General features: G+C 60.4%; 16 protein-coding genes and 2 pseudogenes. 11 read left to right on the plus strand and 7 right to left on the minus strand.

Features of this window, described 5'->3' with window-relative positions; all coding sequences use genetic code 11:
- Positions 1 to 189: 189 nt before the first annotated feature.
- From WMW70_RS03020 to pilB, 3 genes are read right to left on the minus strand one after another with little or no spacing between them, the layout of a single operon-like run.
- A complete protein-coding gene (locus WMW70_RS03020; protein ID WP_341436024.1) occupies positions 190 to 1,062 on the minus strand; it encodes a prepilin peptidase in 873 nt (290 codons plus the stop codon).
- Positions 1,062 to 2,285 carry a type II secretion system F family protein gene (locus tag WMW70_RS03025; protein ID WP_341436025.1) on the minus strand — a complete coding sequence of 408 codons (1,224 nt, stop codon included), beginning with the start codon at positions 2,283 to 2,285 and terminating at the stop codon, positions 1,062 to 1,064. The genes WMW70_RS03020 and WMW70_RS03025 overlap by 1 nt, the downstream gene beginning before the upstream one ends.
- Positions 2,286 to 2,288: 3 nt before the next feature.
- Positions 2,289 to 3,995, minus strand: coding sequence for a type IV-A pilus assembly ATPase PilB (gene pilB / locus WMW70_RS03030; protein WP_341436026.1), 1,707 nt, complete (start codon positions 3,993 to 3,995; stop codon positions 2,289 to 2,291).
- 246 nt (positions 3,996 to 4,241) lie between these two features.
- On the opposite strand from pilB, the gene WMW70_RS03035 reads away from it, so the two are divergent.
- From WMW70_RS03035 to WMW70_RS03060, 6 genes are all read left to right on the plus strand, one after another.
- Positions 4,242 to 4,424, plus strand: a complete 183-nt coding sequence (locus tag WMW70_RS03035) for a type IV pilin protein (RefSeq protein WP_341436027.1) — start codon at positions 4,242 to 4,244, stop codon at positions 4,422 to 4,424.
- Positions 4,425 to 4,441: 17 nt separating this feature from the next.
- The gene (locus tag WMW70_RS03040; protein ID WP_341436028.1) at positions 4,442 to 4,888 is read left to right on the plus strand and encodes a hypothetical protein; all 447 of its coding nucleotides are present in this window, start codon (positions 4,442 to 4,444) and stop codon (positions 4,886 to 4,888) included.
- 64 nt (positions 4,889 to 4,952) lie between these two features.
- Positions 4,953 to 5,753 (plus strand): ABC transporter permease, encoded by an 801-nt coding sequence (locus tag WMW70_RS03045; protein WP_341436029.1) that lies wholly within the window; start codon positions 4,953 to 4,955, stop codon positions 5,751 to 5,753.
- A complete protein-coding gene (locus tag WMW70_RS03050; protein ID WP_341436030.1) occupies positions 5,750 to 6,580 on the plus strand; it encodes a hypothetical protein in 831 nt (276 codons plus the stop codon). Before WMW70_RS03045 ends, WMW70_RS03050 begins: the two co-directional genes overlap by 4 nt.
- Positions 6,577 to 7,470 (plus strand): ABC transporter ATP-binding protein, encoded by an 894-nt coding sequence (locus WMW70_RS03055; RefSeq protein ID WP_341436031.1) that lies wholly within the window; start codon positions 6,577 to 6,579, stop codon positions 7,468 to 7,470. The genes WMW70_RS03050 and WMW70_RS03055 overlap by 4 nt, the downstream gene beginning before the upstream one ends.
- A complete protein-coding gene (locus tag WMW70_RS03060) occupies positions 7,467 to 8,462 on the plus strand; it encodes an acyltransferase family protein (protein WP_341436032.1) in 996 nt (331 codons plus the stop codon). Before WMW70_RS03055 ends, WMW70_RS03060 begins: the two co-directional genes overlap by 4 nt.
- A gap of 162 nt (positions 8,463 to 8,624) precedes the next feature.
- Here WMW70_RS03060 and WMW70_RS03065 read toward each other — a convergent pair.
- Together WMW70_RS03065 and nadC are read right to left on the minus strand one after the other, a co-directional pair.
- Positions 8,625 to 9,531, minus strand: a pseudogene (locus WMW70_RS03065) (IS4 family transposase); the annotation flags it as partial.
- Positions 9,532 to 9,805: 274 nt separating this feature from the next.
- Entirely contained in the window at positions 9,806 to 10,654 is an 849-nt protein-coding gene (nadC, locus tag WMW70_RS03070; protein WP_341436033.1) for a carboxylating nicotinate-nucleotide diphosphorylase, read from the minus strand.
- A gap of 389 nt (positions 10,655 to 11,043) precedes the next feature.
- Here nadC and WMW70_RS03075 point away from each other — a divergent pair, with 389 nt between their 5' ends.
- The 5 genes and pseudogenes from WMW70_RS03075 to WMW70_RS22020 all read left to right on the plus strand — a co-directional run bounded on the left by WMW70_RS03075 (position 11,044) and on the right by WMW70_RS22020 (position 17,644).
- A complete protein-coding gene (locus WMW70_RS03075; RefSeq protein WP_341436034.1) occupies positions 11,044 to 13,335 on the plus strand; it encodes a DUF1631 domain-containing protein in 2,292 nt (763 codons plus the stop codon).
- 206 nt (positions 13,336 to 13,541) lie between these two features.
- A complete protein-coding gene (gene ampD / locus WMW70_RS03080; protein ID WP_341436035.1) occupies positions 13,542 to 14,093 on the plus strand; it encodes a 1,6-anhydro-N-acetylmuramyl-L-alanine amidase AmpD in 552 nt (183 codons plus the stop codon).
- A gap of 9 nt (positions 14,094 to 14,102) precedes the next feature.
- Complete coding sequence (gene ampE, locus WMW70_RS03085) at positions 14,103 to 14,939, plus strand: regulatory signaling modulator protein AmpE (protein ID WP_341436036.1); 837 nt, start codon at positions 14,103 to 14,105, stop codon at positions 14,937 to 14,939.
- Between the two features lie 1,643 nt (positions 14,940 to 16,582).
- Positions 16,583 to 16,789, plus strand: a pseudogene (locus tag WMW70_RS22015) (HAMP domain-containing protein); the annotation flags it as partial.
- A gap of 150 nt (positions 16,790 to 16,939) precedes the next feature.
- Entirely contained in the window at positions 16,940 to 17,644 is a 705-nt protein-coding gene (locus tag WMW70_RS22020) for a methyl-accepting chemotaxis protein (protein WP_445942104.1), read from the plus strand.
- A 243-nt stretch (positions 17,645 to 17,887) separates the two neighbouring features.
- Here WMW70_RS22020 and WMW70_RS03095 read toward each other — a convergent pair whose 3' ends face one another.
- Both WMW70_RS03095 and cra read right to left on the minus strand, forming a co-directional pair.
- On the minus strand, positions 17,888 to 18,670 hold the full coding sequence (locus tag WMW70_RS03095) for a TatD family hydrolase (protein WP_341436038.1): 783 nt from the start codon (positions 18,668 to 18,670) through the stop codon (positions 17,888 to 17,890).
- 28 nt (positions 18,671 to 18,698) lie between these two features.
- Positions 18,699 to 19,694, minus strand: coding sequence for a catabolite repressor/activator (gene cra, locus WMW70_RS03100; protein WP_341436039.1), 996 nt, complete (start codon positions 19,692 to 19,694; stop codon positions 18,699 to 18,701).
- Positions 19,695 to 19,852: the final 158 nt, after the last annotated feature.

Genomic DNA, 19,852 nt, shown 5'->3' on the forward strand with positions numbered 1-19,852 from the left:
CCGTACATCTTATGCCGTAGAAGAACGCGGATTGTAGAGCACCCGGTCGGGGGATGGCGAACCGCATGGCCGTTTGCCTGTTGCGGGCAGGCCGTGCGGTATCACGCGGCCTCCATGGTCTGCATTAGGGGCAACGGGAGGGATGGTGCGCACGGCGCACCCTACGACAAGCCTTCGGTGCCAGCGGTGCTAGCGAAACCCGGCAATCTGCAGATAGCCACTGGTGATCTGCTCTCCCCAGAGCAGGGCGATCCAGCCGGCTATGGCCAGATAAGGGCCGAAGGGGATCGGGGTGCTGGTTTCTGCGTTGCGCAGGCGCAGCATGATCAGCCCGAGCACCGCACCGACCAGAGAGGACAGCAGGATGGTCAGCGGCAGCACCTGCCATCCGCCCCAGGCTCCGAGCATGGCCAGCAGTTTGAAGTCGCCATAACCCATGCCTTCCTTGCCGGTGATCAGCTTGAACAGCCAGTACACCGACCACAGGCTCAGATAGCCGGCCACCGCGCCCCAGAGCGCGTCTTCCAGGCTGGTAAACAGGCCGAAGTGGTTGAGGATTAAGCCCAGCCACAGCAGCGGCAGCACCAGAGCATCCGGCAGCAGCTGATGATCGGCGTCGATCAGGCTCATCGCCAGCAATCCCCAGGTCAGCAGCAACATGCCGCCGGTCTGCCAGGTAAAGCCGAAGTGCCAGGCGATATAGGCCGAAAGCAGGCCGCAGGTCAGTTCGACCAGGGGGTAGCGCTTGCTGATCGGCGTCTTGCAGCTGGAGCATTTGCCGCGCAGAAACAGATAGCTGAGCACCGGGATATTTTCCCAAGGCTTAATCTCGTGGCCGCACTGCGGGCATTTCGAGTTGGGCAGCACCAGATTGAAGGTTGCCCCACGAGCCTCCGCCGGCAACTCCAGCACTTCGCGAGCCTGCTCGCGCCAGTCGCGCTGCATCATCAGCGGCAGGCGATAGACCACTACGTTAAGGAAACTGCCGATCAATAAGCCGATCAGCAGTGCGCATAAAACAAAGGCCAGCACATGGCTGGCCAGAAAGTCTAATGCCTCCATTAGCCGACCACACCGCCCAGACTGAAGATAGGCAGGTACATGGCAATGATCAGACCGCCAACCAGGACGCCGAGCACTGACATGATCAAGGGCTCCAACAGTGTAGTCAGGTTGTCGACGGCGTTATCGACTTCCGCTTCATAGTAAGACGCCACCTTGTCTAGCATCACATCCAAGGCACCGGACTCCTCGCCAATGGCCGCCATTTGCACCGCCATGGCTGGGAAGATGGCGGTATTGCGCATGGCAAAGTTCAATTGCATGCCGCTGGAAACGTCTTGCTTGATTCTGTTGACTGCGTTGCGGAACACCACGTTGCCGGTCGCCCCGGCAACGGAGTCTAGCGCCTCGACCAGTGGCACACCGGCGGCGAAGGTGGTGGCCAGGGTGCGGCCAAAGCGGGCTACCGTGGCCTTGTAAAGAATATCCCCGACTATCGGCAGCTTCAGTACCGTACGGTCCATGGCATCACGAAACTTTTCGCTTTTCTTATGGGCCGTCTTGAAGGCAAAAGCAAAGGCAAACATGACCCCGAGAATCAAAAACCACCATGCCTGAAGATATTCGGACATATTGATGACCATCTGGGTAAAGGCTGGCAGCTCCGCACCGAAACCGGCGAAAACACCCTGGAAGGTCGGCACTACCTTGATTAGCAGAATCGCGGTCACGATAACGGCCACGACAATTACTGCTATCGGGTAGGTCATTGCCTTCTTGATCTTGGCCTTCAGCGCTTCGGTTTTTTCCTTGTAGGTGGCGATACGTTCCAGCAACAGCTCCAGAGCACCGGATTGCTCGCCGGCATCCACCAGGTTGCAGTACAGGTCATCAAAATGGGTGGGGAACTTGCGCAAGGAGTTGGCCAGGCTGTTACCGCCTGCCACTTCCTGTTTGACGTTGCCTATCAGTGTGCGCATGTTAGGGTTTTCAAAACCCTCACCGATAATGTCGAACGACTGCAGCAGAGGCACGCCTGCCCCCATCATGGTCGCCATCTGCCGAGTGAACAAGGCAATGTCCATGGGCTGGATTTTCTTGCCACTGCCCCCGAATAATGACTTCGGCTTTTTCTTGACCTTGTTGGCTGCGATCCCCTGCGCCCGTAGTTGCGCCTTGACCAGTGCGGCCGAGGTGCCGCTGACTTCGCCTTTGAGCGTGTTGCCTTTCTTGTCTTTCCCTTCCCACTGGAAGGTACTGGCCTGCAGCGCTTTGTTCGCCATGAATTAGTCCTTAGTCACTCGGTTCACTTCTTCGAGGCTGGTCACGCCTTGCATGGCCTTCAGCAGTGCCGAGGTCCTTAGGTCATTGAAGCCGTCTTTGCGCATCTGGATCGAGATATCAATGGAGTTGCCTTCTTCCATGATAATCCGTTGCAGGGCCGGCGTGTTTTTAACCACTTCATAAATACCGACACGGCCTTTATAGCCACCATTGCAGTTTTCACAGCCCACGGGGCCATAAATCTTGAAGTGACCGATCTGATCTTCCGGGAAGCCTTCCTCGATTAGGGCCTCGCGCGGAATCTTCACTTCTTTCTTGCAGCTGTTGCACAGCTTGCGGGCAAGGCGCTGGGCAATAATCAGGTTGACCGAGGTGGCGATGTTGAACGATGGCACGCCCATATTGCGTAGGCGGGTCAGGGTTTCCGCTGCGCTGTTGGTGTGCAGGGTGGACATCACCATATGCCCGGTTTGCGCGGCCTTGACCGCGATGGAGGCTGTGTCCAGGTCGCGGATTTCACCGACCATGATGATGTCCGGGTCCTGGCGCAGGAAGGCTTTAAGCGCGGCGGTAAAGTCCATGCCCTGTTTGGGGTTGACGTTGACCTGGTTGATGCCTTCTAGGTTGATCTCTACCGGGTCTTCGGCCGTGGAGATATTCACGTCCACGGTGTTGAGGATATTCAGGCCGGTATATAGGGAAACGGTCTTGCCCGAGCCGGTCGGGCCGGTCACCAGAATCATGCCCTGGGGTTGCTTGAGGGCGGCCATATACAAGTCTTTCTGCGCGGGCTCATAGCCCAGGGCGTCGATGCCCATCTGCGCGCTGGTGGCGTCGAGAATCCGCATCACGATCTTCTCGCCCCACAAGGTGGGGCAGGTGCTGACCCGGAAGTCAATGGACTTGGTCTTGGAAATGCGCATTTTGATGCGGCCATCCTGCGGCTTGCGCCGCTCGGAAATATCCAGCCCGGCCATCACCTTCAGGCGTGCGGAGATGCGTGGTGCCAACTGGATGGGCGGGCGGGCGATTTCCAGTAGGATGCCGTCGGTACGGAAACGCACCCGGTAGGTCTTCTCGTAGGGTTCGAAGTGCAGGTCCGAGGAGCCGCCCTTGATCGCATCCAGCAGCATCTTGTTGACGAAGCGCACCACCGGAGCATCGTCGGCATCATTGCCGGGGGCACCATCGTCCTTGCTGTCGCCCTCGCTCTCAAACTCCAGGCCGCCTTCCAGATCGATATCACCGAGGCCAGCCATGGCTTTGCTGCCATTGTCGAAGTACTGGTCGATGGCGGCGTCGAGCTTGTCGTCTTCGACTATGACCATTTCGGTGTTCAGGCCGGTGCTGAACTGGATATCCGTGACCGCTTGCTGCAGGGTCGGATCGGAGATGCCGAGAAACAGCTTGTTGCCGCGTCGCCAGAGTGGGATGGCGCGATGCTGGCGGGCCAGTTTCTCGCTGATGATGTCCTTGGGCTGCTGTTCGCGGTCCAGTGCGGCGAGGTCCAGGTGCGGTACGCCGAATTGCTCGGCCGCCTGGGCTGCCAGGGTGCGGCTGTTAACCAGCTTGTTCTGCACCAGATAGGTAACCAGCGGAATCTGATTGCGCTGCGCCTGTTGGGCGGCCTTGGCTGCGGTTTTTTCGTCGATAAGTTCGGCGAGCACCAGTTGGCGTGCCAGGCCGGTCAAAATGGGGGCGTCAGTCATCGAATGCCACGCGAATAGTTATATGGGAAGTGGGGCAACTTATAACCGAGAAGCGTAGCAGCTGCCACTGTGCCTGTTGCAGGTGACGAAAATTGTCGCTTTCAGGCAGGTTGGGTACTGGTCTGTCGGGTGCGGCCCGGTGCGGGCCCTTTAGAGCAGCGCTTTCAAGTGTTGGCATGGCTTTTGTTAGCTGTAATGCACACGAGGCAGAAGCCACGTCAAACGCGCAAACAGGAGACCATCCGTATGTCCAAGAAAAATCAAAAGGGTTTTACCCTGATCGAACTGATGATCGTGGTAGCGATTATCGGCATTCTCGCTGCCATTGCCATTCCGCAGTTTCAGGAATATCAGGCCAAGGGCTATGACAAGTCCGCGCAGTCGGATGCGCGCAATCTTCTGACTGGCGGCATCGCCAACTCTAACTAATTGAAAGGAGCTTCGATATGAAAAAGCTTTCTGCGGCTATTCTGCTTTCCAGTTTTGCCTTCGCATCCAGCGCCTTTGCAGGGACCACCACTACTGCAGTGGCTGTTCAGTTGGCTGATGGTTACAACGCAATCGGTGCTGCAACCGATACTACCCTTAACGTGCCTCGTGCCTATGCCCTTGCGCCGGTTGCTGCTCGCGCCGGTTTTGTTAAGAGTGCATTTGAGGCGGTGTTGTCGGCCAACGTAATCGCCGGTCTGGTCGATAGCGGCAGTACCAACCGCATGTCGGTGATCGCCGGTTCGAATAAGGGTTATAACGTGTTCACCGGCTCTTCGGTGGGGGGTAGCGTTGCTCAGTGCGGCCAGCCAGTAGCTAAGACCGTCACAAATCTTGGTGCTTCGCTGGTTGTGACTGGCTCAGTAAGCCTGACCACTGACAATGCTTGTAACCGCGCATTGTAATTGGCTCCGGCTGATAAAGGCAGGCCTGCGGGCCTGCCTTTTTTTTTCGTGAAAGTAGGTATGTATGTTTGAGTTGATACGACTTGGGCTGCAAGTGGGCTGGCGCGGAGTGGGCCTGCGGGTGCTGTTGCCGCTGGCGTTGCTGGTGCTGGTGGCGAGTATGCTGGGCTCTGGCTTTTCCGGCCGGCAGCCCAGCAGTGTGGCTCTGGATGTGGGGTTGACCGGTCTGCGGCTGGTGTTGTTGGTGGTGGCGCTGCTGTGGGTGCAGGACTTGTTTGCACGCGATATTGAACGCAAGACGGTGTACTTCATGCTCGCCTATCCGGTGACGCGTACCCACTACCTGCTCTCGCGCTTCCTTAGCGTCGCGCTGTTGGCTCTGGTGGCGTTGGCGCTGACCGGAGGGCTACTTTGGTTAAGCATGCAGGTCAGCAGTGGTTATGTGCAGGTCACGCCGGTGGCCATGGGGCACAAGTACCTTTTGGTGCTGCTGGGTATCTGGCTGGATGCCCTGGTGGTGACGGCGTTTGCCCTCTGTATTGCCAGCTTGTCCACCACGCCCTTCCTGCCATTGATTCTGGGGCTTTGTTTTGGCATGGCTGCGCGGGGCTTGGGGCCGACGCTTGATTACCTGATGCGCGGTGAGCGGTCCAGTGCGCTCCATAGCTCTCTGTTCGGTCCTGTGCTCGAATACGCTTTTCTCTGGCTGCCTGACCTTTCCCGTTTGGATTGGCGGCCGATAGCGTTGTATGACCTGCCGGTTGATTGGGGTACTTCTGGCCTGGCGACGCTTAGTGCGCTCGGCTATATCGGCCTGTTGCTGGGCTTGGCCAGTGCCATTTTTGGTCGGCGTGACTTCACATGATCTGGCGATCATTGACTTTTGCGCTGTTGGCGTGGTTGGTTTTTTCAGGTGCCAACCAGGCGTTGCGCGACGCCGAGCGGATGGGGCGGCAGACCGAGTTGCTCCGGGTGCGGTTGCCGCTGCCGATTCAGATCGCTTACTCCGGTGGGGATGCTTTTCTGGCGGCAAACATCAATGTCTTTCGTGGGCTGATGGTGGATGCCAGGGTGACGGAGCCGGAAACCTATCGGGTCCAGGCACAATTGCAGGCCGACGCGGCATGGCTTAATCCCTGGCATGAAGATAATTACTATGTTGGTGCGGCGATTCTGCCGTGGAACGGACAGGTTGATGCTGCTCAGTATGTGCTAAAGCAGGCCACATTTGCCCGCGACTGGGATATGTGGCCGCCGTTCTTCTATGCCTTCAATGCCATGTATTTTGAGCATGACATGATTCAGGCGGGAGAGTGGGCGGAGCTCGCCGCCCAGCGCCATCCCTCCAATGCAGCGGCTCTTCGCGACATGGCGGCCAAGTGGTATGAGCGCGGTGATGATCCCGTGTTCGCGCTCAGTATTCTCAAAGCCATGCACGAGCAGAGTAGGGATGATAATTTTCGGTACCTGCTAGAGGCGCGCATGCAGCGCCTTGAGGGCTTGCGTGCGCTGCGCAAGGCTCAGCAGGCCTATCAGGCTGAGCAAGGAAAACCGCCTGCTAGCTTAGGGGACGTGGTTGGTTATGCCGGTCTTGCACAGCTGCCGCAGGATCCTCTGATGCTCGGTTACGTACTGGATGCGGCTGGCGTGCCGCAGCTGGTCGATCATGTTGCGAGTCGGAAATCTCAATGAAGGCAATAGAAGTTAAGGGCCTGCAAAAGGCATTCAAGATCAAGGGTAAGGCGATCAAGGCGCTCGACGACGTCAGCTTTGATGTGGCGCTTGGGCAGTCGGTCGGTTTCATCGGTCAGAATGGCGCGGGGAAGAGCACCACGATCAAGGTTCTTTTCGGCGCACTACGTGCAGACACTGGCCAGGCGCTGCTGATGGGGCGCAGTGCTGAGGATCCGAGGTCGCGTCAGGGGGTTGGTTATGTCCCGGAAAATCCTTATCTCTATGAGCAGTTGACGCCGCGCGAGGTCGTGAGTAGTGGCTTGCGCCTGCATGGTGTGCATGGTGCCGAGAATAGCCTGCGCACTGAGCGTTGGCTGGAGAAGCTGGGGATCGCCTATGCGGCTGACAAACGTATTCGCAACCTTTCCAAGGGCATGACTCAGCGCACGGCATTGGCGCATGCCTTTGCCATAGAACCGCAGTTGTTGGTGCTCGATGAGCCTATGTCTGGCTTGGACCCTGTGGGGCGACGCCAAGTGGCTGATTTGATGCAAGAGTATCGGCAGGGCGGCGGAACCTTATTTTTCTGCACACATATCCTGCATGACGTAGAGCGATTGGCTGATCATTTTGTGATGATTGATCGAGGGCGTGTGCGTGCTAGGCAGGGGGTGGCGGAATTGCTTGCCAGCCAAGGGGGGATGGTTGTGCGATATTTGGGGCCGCAGGGCTTGCCGGGATTTGAGCCGGATGCTGGTCAGGTTTGGAAGGCAGTCCTGCCGCGCGGCGAATTATCTCAGGTGTTGCAGCGCATTGATGCGTTGCCCGGAGTGGTGCTCAATGTGCATCCGCAAAGCTCACTCGAAGAGCTGTTCGATACCGTGGTTGGCGAGTCGGTAAACGAGTGAGTTCTATACCTTATACTCCGGGGCTGGATGGGTTGCGGGCGCTGGCAATTGTTCTGGTCATGCTTTTTCATGCAGACATGCCGGGGTTGCCGGGTGGCAATGTTGGGGTCGATCTCTTTCTGGTGTTAAGTGGCTACTTGATTACTCGGTTGTTGTTGGCTGAAATTCAGCTGTCAGGCGGAGTTCGCTTGCGAGTGTTCTATTTGCGCCGTTTGTGGAGGTTGATGCCGCCATTGCTGTTGATGTTGGCGCTTTATTGCGTGTTCGCACCTTATGCTTGGCCTGAGTACCCATTTCACGTTCGAGATGTCGTGGCCTTGCTTCTTTATATAGGCAATATTGCTGCGATTGCCGGCTCTTTTCCTGAAAAGTTGATGCATGGCTGGTCGCTGGGGCTGGAGGAGCAGTTTTATCTGATTTGGCCGCTTTTCATGATTGTGCTTTGGCGGCGCTGCCAAGGGCACCTCGGTGTTGTGCTGTTGATTCTATTTATGCTGATGACCGCTTGGCGGTTCCTGTATGTGCAGTTGGGGGATACGTCAGGGGTGGCTTATTACCGCCCAGACATGCACAGCACAGGACTTATTTTGGGTGCTGCTCTTGCTGTAGGGGGGCTTTCGGTAGGGCGCTGGGTTGCAGCGCTTGCGCTCATGGCGTTAGTTTTCGCGGTCTTCTTGCCTAGATCCAGTGAGACGCATCTGATTTTTTTCATTCCATTGGCGGAGTTGGCTGCCGTACTCCTGATTGCCTCTGTTATGCAGGGGGCGGCTCAGGCTCTCGGGCATCCATTGGCGGTACATCTGGGCAAGTTGTCCTACGGCTTGTACTTGTTTCATTATCCGATAATGAAATGCTTGCTTGAGCAGGATATGCCTTGGTATGGCGTTTTTCTGTTTGGTGCGACGCTGTCTTATCTGTTGGCTTGGATCTCGTACCATAGCATCGAGCGCTATGCCCGTCAGCGGCGACATCACTATGCCTTGCAGCTTTGACTTGCTTGTCTTGTTTGACAGGCTTTGTTGAAATATCAATGTTAAGCCGCTGTGGCTCAGTCGGTAGAACAGCGCACTTGTAACGCGAAGGTCGTAGTTCGATTGGGTTCTACCCCGTTAGCGTGGACACTTTCGAGTAAGCTCTGGACTACCCACGTTCCGATACAGCTTGGCGATGACTTTGGCGCTGTAAGTATCTGCTGACGGCGAGGTGATTACTATTTTGACCTTGCCCTTTACCTTCGCGCCCGTCCCAGTGCGTTGGCTGACTGGGATTACGCTTTCTGGCCTGAGCCGACACCTTCATATGCAGCACTCGATCACCCCCATTGCCGTAGCGAGCGACCTCTTCGCTGACCAGTGCCTTGCGGGCTGGTATCAGCCAGTGCCGGTGGGTTTTTCCCTCCTGTGGCTAGGCTCAGCAGTAAATCGGCACTCCAAAAGTTCTTATCGAACAGCGTCACCGAATGGTTGGGAATCTGCTGCAAAAATTCATCGGCCAGGCGCATTTCACTGCGTCGGTATGGGCTCAGCTAGGCATCCAGAATCAGATGTGGGCGCACGTTCATCAAGGCCACCAGTCGTAGCATAGGAAACGGTCTCTGGTTGTCTGTGGAGGTATTGCCTGAGCCGAAATGCTCTCGGAGTTCAGGGGGGGGGCTGGGGTGTGCAGGAACGCACCATCCGCAGCCATTACCTGCAAGCCTTGCCAAGTATCGTCGTCATAGCGCTCGCGGTCCCATTGGTTACCTGTCTTGCGGAACAGCCATTCAACCGGATCGGCACCCTGCCGTTTGCGGGCCTCAGTTACTCCGTTCCTAGCCAATAGATCGTGAGGGGCCAGGCCCTGGGCGCAGATGTTCAGGTGCCGAGCGGCCTCATGGATCGGCTCGCCCCGGAACAAAGCCATGCCAAGCACCAGCCGGAGTATCTGGTCGCAGGGTAGCCGCCGAGGACTTATGGTGGCCTGGGCAGACAGGTCCAGCGCGGATGCCGCCCACTCGATCGGAATGTTTTGGGTGAAGGTGCTCAGATCGGAGAAGTTGAGCAGTTCGCCTAAATCGAGCAATTTCTATCAGAGAGACATAAAAAATCCGATGCCAGGAGATCTGGCATCGGATTTTCGGTGAAGCACCGCCTGGGCTCAAATGCTTAAGTGAACAGCATTACCGCACGAGACAGGGCTTTGTGTTTTGTGCCTTCGGGTTCATCCGGTGCTTGCTATCTGAGTGCCTGTGCAGGTGCCTTTTGGGCTGACCTTATTTGTGTGGGGGCTCACCCAATCCTCAGCCCTCTCCCTTAAGTGGGAGGGGGTAGGGCGCAGTGCGCTGGCCCAGCGCAGTTTACAGGCTCAATCGCATCGACAAGTCCACCGCCTTGATGTCCTTGGTCAGGGTGCCGATGGAGATATAGTCCACGCCGGTTTCGGCCACTGCGCGCAGGGTGCTGTCGTTGATGCCGCCGGAGGCTTCCAGTTTGGCACGGCCGGCGGTTATGGCTACGGCCTGGCGCATCTCGTCCAGGCTCAGCTCATCGAGCATGATGATATCGGCCCCTGCTTCAAGCGCTTCCTGCAGTTCCGTCAGGCTTTCCACTTCGACTTCTACCGGCTTGCCGGGGGCGATGCTGTGGGCGGCTTGTACGGCGGCGGCGATGCCTCCGCAGGCGGCGATGTGGTTTTCCTTTATAAGGAAGGCATCAAACAGGCCGATGCGGTGGTTGTGGCAGCCGCCGCAGGTCACTGCGTATTTCTGCGCCAGGCGCAGGCCGGGCAGGGTTTTGCGGGTGTCGAGCAACTTGACGGCGGTGCCTTGCACCAGGTCGGCATGATGCTGGCAGCGGGTGGCCACGGCGGAGAGGGTCTGGAGGAAGTTCAGGGCGCTGCGTTCGCCACTGAGCAGGGCGCGGGCCGGGCCTTCCAGGTGAAACAGGGCTTGATTGGCGCTGACCCGTTCGCCGTCGCGTACCTGCCAGTGCACGGCGACGCGCGGGTCGAGCTGGCGGAATACCGCGTCGACCCAGGCGGTGCCGGCAATCACGGCGGCTTCACGGGTGATGATGGTGGCCTGAGCCAGGCGCTCGGCGGGAATCAGTTGTGCGGTTATGTCGCCGCTGCCGATGTCTTCTGCCAGGGCGCGGCGCGCATTGGCCTCGATTTCGCTGCTGAGGTCGTCGAGAGTGAGGTTGGGCATGGCGGGCTCCATTGGCTGAGTGCGCCGATTATAGGGATTGGGGCGCGCCCGTGCAGTGCGATTGCCGATTTTGTCCCTACCAGCGGTAATGGTCGTCAATTTTTATGGGGCTATGCTATCTGGATGAGTGTTGCCTTGGGTGGCCGGCTGGGTGGCGTCAACCGGGTGGTGGTCGTGCGTAGGTGACCGTTGGGAGGCTGCGGCGTTGCATCTGTGACTTGGGTCATGTCTGGAGGAAATGTTGGCTTGGTATGCGTGGGCGCATCCCTATAATGCCTTTACTTGTTGACGTAAATATTGACGCCAGGGCTTTGACGTTAAGGATGACGCTCAGTTGATCGCTGTGCAGGCATGTTCACCCAAGAGGGGTCGCCTGCAGGAGACTCGCAATGAAAACTGACGCGAAAGTGGTGCACCTTAATAAAGTGGCCGCTGAGCAATCGTCCACCTCGCCGGTAGGAAGACTGCCCGTGGCGCTAACCAATGTGCGTGACAAAGCAGCGCAGCAGCTGCGCAAGGCGCTGCAGTCGCTCTTCGACAATGCCGACGATACGCTGTTCGAAATGGCCGATCGCGCCACCAGCAATACCGAGCAGAACGCGTTTTTCGAGACCATGCGGGACTTGCGCCTGAAGCGCAAAAATATCGAGCGCGGCTTTCTGCACAAGGTCTTGGATGCCTTCGCCACCCTCAATCAGTACGAAGTCGGCCGAGCGGCCCCGCTGGAGGCCGTTTCGTTCGACAGCCTGTCCCTGGTGCAGAACGACGAGCTGGAAGAGGCCGTGGCGCTGGAGGCCATGGTGGGCAAGGTCATGAATCAGGATGGCGTTGCCTTGAGCCATCTGACCACGCGCCTGAATGCGATGGTCAGCAAGAAGCTGGACGACAAGACCAACCCCGTCGGACCCAAACTGCTCTGCGAGTTCTTCCTCGATGCCTGCAGCAGTCTCGGGGTGGAGATCAAGGTCAAGCTGATCATTCTCAAACTGTTCGAAAAGTACGTTCTGGCGGACCTCGATCAGCTGTATGCCGAGGCCAACCAGGCCCTGGTCGCGGCGGGCGTGTTGCCTGAGTTGAAGTCGGCTCCGGCGGCGCAACAGCGCAATCCTTCGCGGTCCACTGCTGCGGCCGGTAGCGCGGTGGACGAGTCTTACGGGCGGGCCAGCGACGGTTATGCGGACGAGGGGGTCAAGGAGGTCTTCGGTGCGCTGCAGGAGTTGCTGTCGCAAGCCCGGGGTACCGTGGTGCCTTCGCGCAACCGGCCTGCCGATGCCCGGCCGATTTCCAGCAATGACCTGATGCGCTTGCTGTCGCATATGCAGCAAGGCGTACCGACGCAGGCGAGTGACGACTTCGACCTGCGCGAGCAGCTTGAAAGCCTGCTGGTGCGAGCCAGCGTCAAGACCGGCAAGACCCGTGTGGTAGGCGAGGTGGATGAGGATGTCATCAACCTGGTGTCGATGCTCTTCGAATTTATTCTCGATGACCGCACCCTGCCGGATTCGCTCAAGGCCCTGATCGCGCGTTTGCAGATCCCCATGCTGAAAGTCGCGGTGATCGACAAGACCTTCTTCAGCCGTGGTAGCCACCCGGCGCGGCGGCTGCTCAACGAGATCGCCTCCGCCGCCCTGGGCTGGGGTGATCAGGACGATACCCAGCGCGATAGCCTGTATCAGAAGATCGAGCAGGTGGTGCAGCGTCTGTTGAATGACTTCGTCGACGACCCGGCGATCTTCTCCGAGCTGCTCTCTGACTTCCTGGCCTTTACCGGTGATGAGCGCCGCCGCAGCCAGCTGCTGGAGCAACGTACCCGCGACGCCGAGGAGGGCAGTGCCAAGGCAGCGCTGGCTCGCCGCGAGGTGGAGCAGGCGCTGAATGAGCGGCTGCTCGGCAAGACCCTGCCCGAGGTGGTGGTGCGTTTGCTGCAAGAGGCCTGGAGCAAGGTGCTGATGCTCACCTGCCTCAAGCATGGCGTCGCGTCCGCCGAATGGCAGGCGGCCCTGGCGACCATGGATGAGCTGGTCTGGAGCGTTGAGCCGCACGATGACCCGGAGGCGCGCATGCGCCTGCTGGAAGTGGTGCCGGGCCTGCTCAAGGCGCTGCGTGAGGGCATGGCCAGCGCGGCCTTCGACCCGTTCTCCACCGGGGACTTCTTCAACCAGCTGGAGGCCCTGCATGTGCAGGCCTTTCAGCGTTTCAAGCGGGCACTGCCGGCCGACGTGCAGGTCGAAGCGCCGGCCGTCGATGACGCCCTGGCCGAGCAGGACATGCCGCTGCTGGAGTTGCCGCCGGAAGCGGCCGGCGACGAGCCGGCAATGGTCGCTGTGGTTGAGGAAATAGTACTGCTGGTCCCGGGTGAGAGTCGTTTGACCGAGCCGGAGGTGAGCCTGCCGGACGACGATGAGACGCTGCTGCAGGTGGATAGTCTGCGGGTTGGCAGTTGGGTCGAGTTTCAGGAAGACGAAGAACACAAGTTGCGCTGCAAGCTGGCAGCGGTGATCAAGCCGACCGGCAAGTATGTGTTCGTCAACCGCACCGGCATGAAGGTACTGGAAAAGACCCGTATGGGCCTGGCGGTCGAATTCCGCCGCGGCGCGATCCGCTTGCTCGACGATGCCTTGCTATTCGACCGGGCCCTGGAATCGGTGATCGGCAATCTGCGCCGATTGAAGAACACCTGAGGCGCTAGTTTGCAGGGGCAGACGGGAATGCGCCGTGTACAGCGCTTGCGGCGTGGGAGGGCTGGTGCGCACGGCGCACCTACGGGGTTATGGCCTGATGCCGTGCGCTCCTAGCCTGCTCTGGCGAGTAATGGACTGCGCCGCGTCTTGCGGGCAGCGTTTGGCTCGGCAGGCTGCTAAAGTGGTGGCTCGTTCAAGGAGCCCTTATGCAACTGGATTCCGCCAGTGGCTGGTGTCACGGCATTCGTCACTGCCCGTCCCCCAATTTCAATACGCGCCCGCAGGCCGAAGTGTCGCTGCTGGTGCTGCATAACATCAGCCTGCCTCCAGGCCAGTTCGGTACCGGCATGGTCCAGGCGTTTTTCCAGAACCGTCTGCCGGTGGCCGAACATCCCTATTTCGCCACCATCGCTGCTCTGCAGGTGTCCGCGCATTTCTTTATCGAGCGTGACGGCGCGATCACCCAGTTTGTCTCCTGCAATGATCGTGCGTGGCATGCCGGCCAGTCGTGTTATGCCGGGCGGGAAAACTGTAACGACTTTTCCCTCGGTATCGAGCTGGAGGGCACCGACGAGTTGCCCTATGCCGAGGCGCAGTATGCGGCTCTGGTCGAGCTGATCGGTGTATTGCAACAGGGCTATCCGAGGCTCAGTGTGGAGCGTATCTGCGGCCACAGTGATATCGCGCCAGCGCGCAAGACCGACCCGGGGCCGGCGTTCGACTGGCCGCGCCTGCGCGCTGCACTGCTGACTAAATAAGGAGAGGTCATGAGTTTTCTGGTGCTGCTGCTGGTGCTCTGGGTCGAGAAGTTCTCGGCCTGGCGCAGCAATATTCAACAGGACGGCCCCTGGCTGCGGCTGCTGGCCCTGGTTGAGCACAAGGCCGAGTGGGCTTCGCGCCCCTGGCTGGCCCTGGCGATTTTGGTCCTGCTGCCGCTGGCGGTGCTGGCCCTGATTCTGATCGCGCTCAAACCCCTGGCCTATGGCTGGCTGGCGCTGCCGGTGCACCTGCTGGTGGTGATTTACAGCCTGGGTCGCGGCGATCTGCAGGCTGCTTTGGGGCCATTCCGCGATAGCTGGCGGCGCGGCGATGCCGAGGCGGCTTATCTGGTGGCGCGCCGCGACCTGGGGCTGGAAGTCGAAGAGGAAGGAGCGCTGCTCAAGAGTGTGCAGGGCTATCTGGTGTGGCAGGCCTACCAGAGTTTCTTTGCCGTGATCTTCTGGTACGCGCTGCTCGGCCCGCTGGCCGCACTGGCCTATCGGTTGCTCGCCCTGAGCGCCGAGCATGCCGAGCAACCGGCCCTGCGCGAGCGTGCGGTGCAGGTGCGCCATGGCTTCGATTGGCTGCCGGTGAGGGTATTGGCAGCCAGCTTCGCCCTGGTGGGCAACTTTGCCGCGGTGACCCGCGCCTTGCTGCATGAGTTGCTCAGCTGGGACATCAGTGCGGCGCAGCTGGTGATCAACACCGGGCGAGCCGCCAGCGAAACCCCCGAGCCGGTTATCGGCGAGGTGGGGGTCAGTAGTCTGGACGGGCTATGGCAGCTGCTGGTGCGCGCTGCGGTGCTCTGGTATGCCCTGTTTGCCGTGTGGACGCTGCTTATCTAGCCGCCAATATGCCCATTACCTGGCGCGCATAGCGGGGCCAGCATCCACCGCGATCCCGGACTGCGCTGCGCTTGTTCGGGCTACAGCTCAAGCGTGGCCCTCTATTTATCTACAGGGCCTGCTATCTCGTAGAGTGGATGACGCTTTATCCATCCACCAGATTGCGGCGGTGGATGAGAAGGGCCTCATCCACCCTGCGCCGCTCTCGGTAGCCCGGATAGGCTCCGGCGCAATCCGGGACGCATGCCGCGGTGCGGCGTCCTGCCGCGCATAGCCCGTCCGGGCTATCGTTCTGATCGTACAAACAACCAATAGATTGGTTCGTGCGCCAGCCGCTGTTTGCGGGAGTCGTCTAGGATGGCTATCAAGGCCAGTGACTTGCCACGATCCTCCGTTGGTAATGATCTTGGCCTTGGTGCCGCTCAGGTCAATACCTGGCTTTAGCGATTCGCGCAGCATTAACCTTAAGTTACAGAGGTTGAAGTCGATAAGAGGTATATATGGCGGCATGCTCAGGCGTATTTTGTGATGCGGATCACCGTTGACCTGCCCGTGTTTGCCGGTTGATCCCAGTGTTACAGCCCGAGCTGCAAGGGACGCACAGGCCGCCATATGGAATTCGGGGCGGCTGATCTTGCCATCACCATGACAATAATTAGAACTGGAGACGTCCTGTGAAGACCGTGCTGTATCCGGCCATCGCGCTAATGAATCGCCTCAGCTTCGGCATGAAGTTCAGTTTGATCAGTGTCCTGTTCTTTCTGCCCATGCTGGTCACCAACTTCTATCTGGTGCGCGATTCCTATCGCCAGTTCATCAGCACCCAGGCGGCACTGGAAAGCATCGACCTGCTCGGCGAGGCCATGGTCCTGCGCCGCAGCCTGGAAGACTATGTCGACCTGATCGAAATCAACGCGATGATCGGCCAGTCCGGGCAGGCGGGCGATCTGGAAAGTCGCCTGAGCAAGCAGCAGAGCCAGATTACGCAGACTTTGCAGGCGCTGGCCCCGGTCGCCCATGACGCCGAGCAGATCGAGGAATTCAACGCCAAGCGCGACGAATTGAACGCCGAGCTGGAGGCGATTCAGCGGGAGACCTCGCTGCAGGGCAAGATCGCTCTGGCCGAGAAGCTGCTGGGCAGCTCCCAGGTCTTTATCAAGCTGGTCGCCAGCCAGGCGGGCCTGAGTCAGGACCGCGAAGGTGCGGTGCGGCAGATGGTCGAGCTGGTGGCCGTGGTAACCCCCAGAGTTAGCGGTGCCCTGAGCGAGGGGCGTGCCCTGGGGGCATACTCCCTGGGCCAGGGCTTTCTCAATTCATCCGCCAGTACCCAGTTCGATGAACTGCTCCTTGAGCTGGAAAAACTGCACGGCGAGTATGACCTGAACCTGCAGGAATCCCTCAATAGCAGCCCCGAGGCCCGGGCGGCGCTGGCCAGCCTGGCCGCCGAGAGCCTGGAAAGCCTCAAAAGCAGCGCGGTGGTGTTCGAGGACCAGGTGGTTATTGCCGATTCCCTCGACACCCCCTGGCTGCAGTTCTACGAAGAAATCAGCAGCGCCATGGGCAAGACCTATGCCCTTAACGACGCCGTGCTGGTTTTCCTCGACGGACAGTTGCAGGCGCGCCTGCAGGATAACCGCAGCCAGATGATCTTCCTGGTGGCGGCTCTGGTCGTGGTGTTCCTGCTGATCGTCTACCTCTATGGCGGTTTCTACGTGTCGATTCGCGCCACCCTCAAGAGTCTGGGCCTGGTGATGGACCAGGTGGCCGCCGGCGATATGACCGTGAGCTTCAAGTCCCAGAGTCAGGACGAGCTGGGTGAGTTGGGTCAGGTCTTCAATGAAACCGTGGCCAAGATCCATCAGCTGATCGAGCGTGTCGGCCAGACCGTGGTCGAGGTCGAGCGCCAGGCTGATCGCGTGCAGCAGGTCTCGGGCGAGAGCAATCACGCCGTGGCTGGGCAGCGCAGCCAGATCGAGCAGGTCGCCACGGCGATGAATCAGATGTCGGCCACCGCCCAGGAGGTGGCGCGCAGCGCCGCCGCAGCGGTGGGCAGCGCGCAGAGTGTGAATGATGAAACGGTTAGCGGCCGCGCCCTGGTCGAATCCCAGGTCGGCAGCATCCAGCGCCTGGCCGGTGAGATCGACCAGTCGGTGGCGGTGATCAATCAGCTGGCCAGCGACAGCGCCTCGATCAGCCAGGTGCTGGACGTGATCAAGGGCATCGCCGAGCAGACCAACCTGCTGGCGCTCAATGCCGCCATCGAGGCGGCGCGTGCCGGCGAGCAGGGCCGTGGTTTTGCCGTGGTGGCTGACGAGGTGCGCAACCTGGCCAAACGCACCCAGCAATCCACCGAGCAGATCGAGGCGATGATCAGCAAGCTGCAGGGCGGCGTTGGCGCGGCGGTGAAGGCGATGGGGGCCAGTCACCAGATGGCCGACACCACCGTCAGCGAGTCGGGTAAGGTGCAGCAGGCCCTGGAGAATATCCTCGGCGCGGTGGGCATGATCGTCGACCAGAACCAGCAGATCGCCACGGCCGCCGAAGAGCAGACCGCGGTGGCGCAGGATATCGACCAGAATATCGTCGAAATCAGCCAGGCCGGCGAACGCACCGCCGAGGGTGCCAGCCAGACCGAGCAGGCCAGCCGCGAGCTGTCCGGGCTGGTTGCGCGCCTGAAACAGTTGATCGGAGCGTTCCGCGTCTGAGGGTTGACGCAGTATCGACAAGGCCCGCCATTTGGCGGGCCTTGTTGTTTGCGGCGGTTGGCGGTGCCTGTGCTACAGCATTTGTAGGAGCGTGCCGTGCCCGCGAAAACCAGTAGCGCCTTAGGGTAGGGCGGCATCGGCGCGTAGCGACAATCCGCCGATTTAGACCCCGCGTCGCCGAAGCACGGTGCACTGCCTGCGGCGAGTGACACCCTGCGGATTGTGGCTAGCTCGGATATGGTTTCAGTCTTCCCAGCCAAACAGCTCGGCCGCATTGCGGCTGCTGGCGCTGGCCAACTCGTCTGCGCTGATGCCGCGCAGTTCGGCCAGGGCTGTACAGATATCCGGCAGAAATTCCGGGCTGTTGCGCTGGTTGGGGTGCATGGCCGGGGCCATGTCAGGGGCGTCGGTTTCCAGCACGATGGCTTCCAGCGGCAGTTGCGCCACCACCTTGCGCAGGCGCAGCGCCTGCGGCCAGGTGGGCGCGCCGCCGAGGCCGAGTTTGAAACCGAGCTTGAGGTATTCGCGGGCTTCCTCATAGCTGCCGGCGAAGGCGTGGATAATGCCGCCGCGCTTGGGCCTTAGGCGCTTCAGGGTGGCGATGGTCGCCGCATGGGCGCGGCGCACATGCAGCAGGGCGGGCAGCTCGAATTCCAGGGCCAGCCTGAGCTGGGCTTCGAACAGAGCCTGCTGGCGCTCGCGGTCCAGCTGCTCAAGAAAATAGTCCAGGCCGAACTCGCCCACGGCGCACAGCTGCGGATGGCCGGCGTAGTTTGCCAACCAATCACGTAGTTCGCTGAGGTGGGCGGGCTGGTGGCTGTCCAGATAGACCGGGTGCAGGCCAAAGGCCGCGTACAGGCCGGCATCGCCCTGCACCAGGTCCCACAGCCGCTGCCAGTTGGCCTGATACACGCCGAGTACCACCAGCCGCTCCACGCCCAGGGCCCGGCTGCGGGCCAGCAGTTCGCCGCGGTCGGCGTCGAAGTCGGGGAAATCCAGGTGGGTATGGGTATCGATCAGGCGCATGGGCGAATCATACGCCGCCCGGCCGTTCCTACAACGTGCGGCGGATCTTGAGCCGGCGCGCGATGGCCTCGATACCGGGCTGGTAGTGGTTCTGCTCGATGGCGGCGATGGCCAGCGTCAGCACCCGTTCGGCAATCCGCTCGTGCTGCTGGGAGATGGCGTTGACCCGCAGCGGCAGAAAATCCAGCAGTTGGGTGTCGCCGAAGGTGGCCAGGCGCAGCTCGGCGAAGTCTTTTGCGTTGTGCGCCTGCAGGGCATCCAGCACCCCTTCGAGCAGTACGTAGGCTGTGGTGATCAGGGCATCCGGTGCTCCGGCCGGGTGTCCCAGCAGGCTGTGCATCTGCTGGCAACCGCTGGCGCGGCTGAACTGCTCGGCATGGCAGACGCTGATGCGTCCGGCGAAGCCGTCCAGGGCCTGACGGAAACCGCGTTCGCGGGCCTGGCTGATCGGCAGTTCGCCGCGCGCGCCGATCAGGGCGATATGCCGAGGTGGTGGGCTGAGCAGCGTGGCGGTGAGCAGGCTGCCGGCCTGCTGGTCGTCGCTGACCACCGAGCAGATGCGCGCGGGATCGAGGGCGCGGTCGACCGCGATCACCGGCACGCCGCCGGCCACCAGGCGCGGGTAGATCGGGTCGTCCTGGGGCAGGCAGCTGGCGACTATCAGGGCATCGCAGCGGCGCGAGCGGAACAGTTCGAGCAACTGGCGCTCGCACTCCGGGTCGTCGTCGGAGCTGGCAATCAGCAACTGGTAGCCGGTGGCGCGGGCGCGCTGTTCGAGCAGCTTGGCCAGGCGCGCGTAGCTGGGGTTTTCCAGGTCCGGCAGGATAAAGCCCAGGCAGCGGCTCTGTCCGCGGCGCAGCCCGGCGGCCTGCTGGTCGGGACGATAGCCGTGACGCTCGACCACTTCCAGCACCCGCGCCACGGTGGCGGCGCTGATCCGCCGCTTGTCGGCCTGACCGTTGATCACATAGCTGGCGGTGGTGACCGAGACCTGGGCCAGGCGGGCGATATCGCTGAGTTTCAAGGGGCACTCTTGAGCTGGTGGTGGCTGCCGCTGACAGCCGGGCTTCAAGGATCGCCGATTATGGGTTAACGTGCCAGTCATTAGGTGAAACGATTCAGCAGGCGGAGCGTCTGACTATCCACGACGCGCCCGCGACAGCCAGCCTCACCTGCCAGAGG

Origin of the sequence: Pseudomonas sp. XK-1 (genome assembly GCF_038069885.1) — a bacterium.
Taxonomy (GTDB): domain Bacteria; phylum Pseudomonadota; class Gammaproteobacteria; order Pseudomonadales; family Pseudomonadaceae; genus Aquipseudomonas.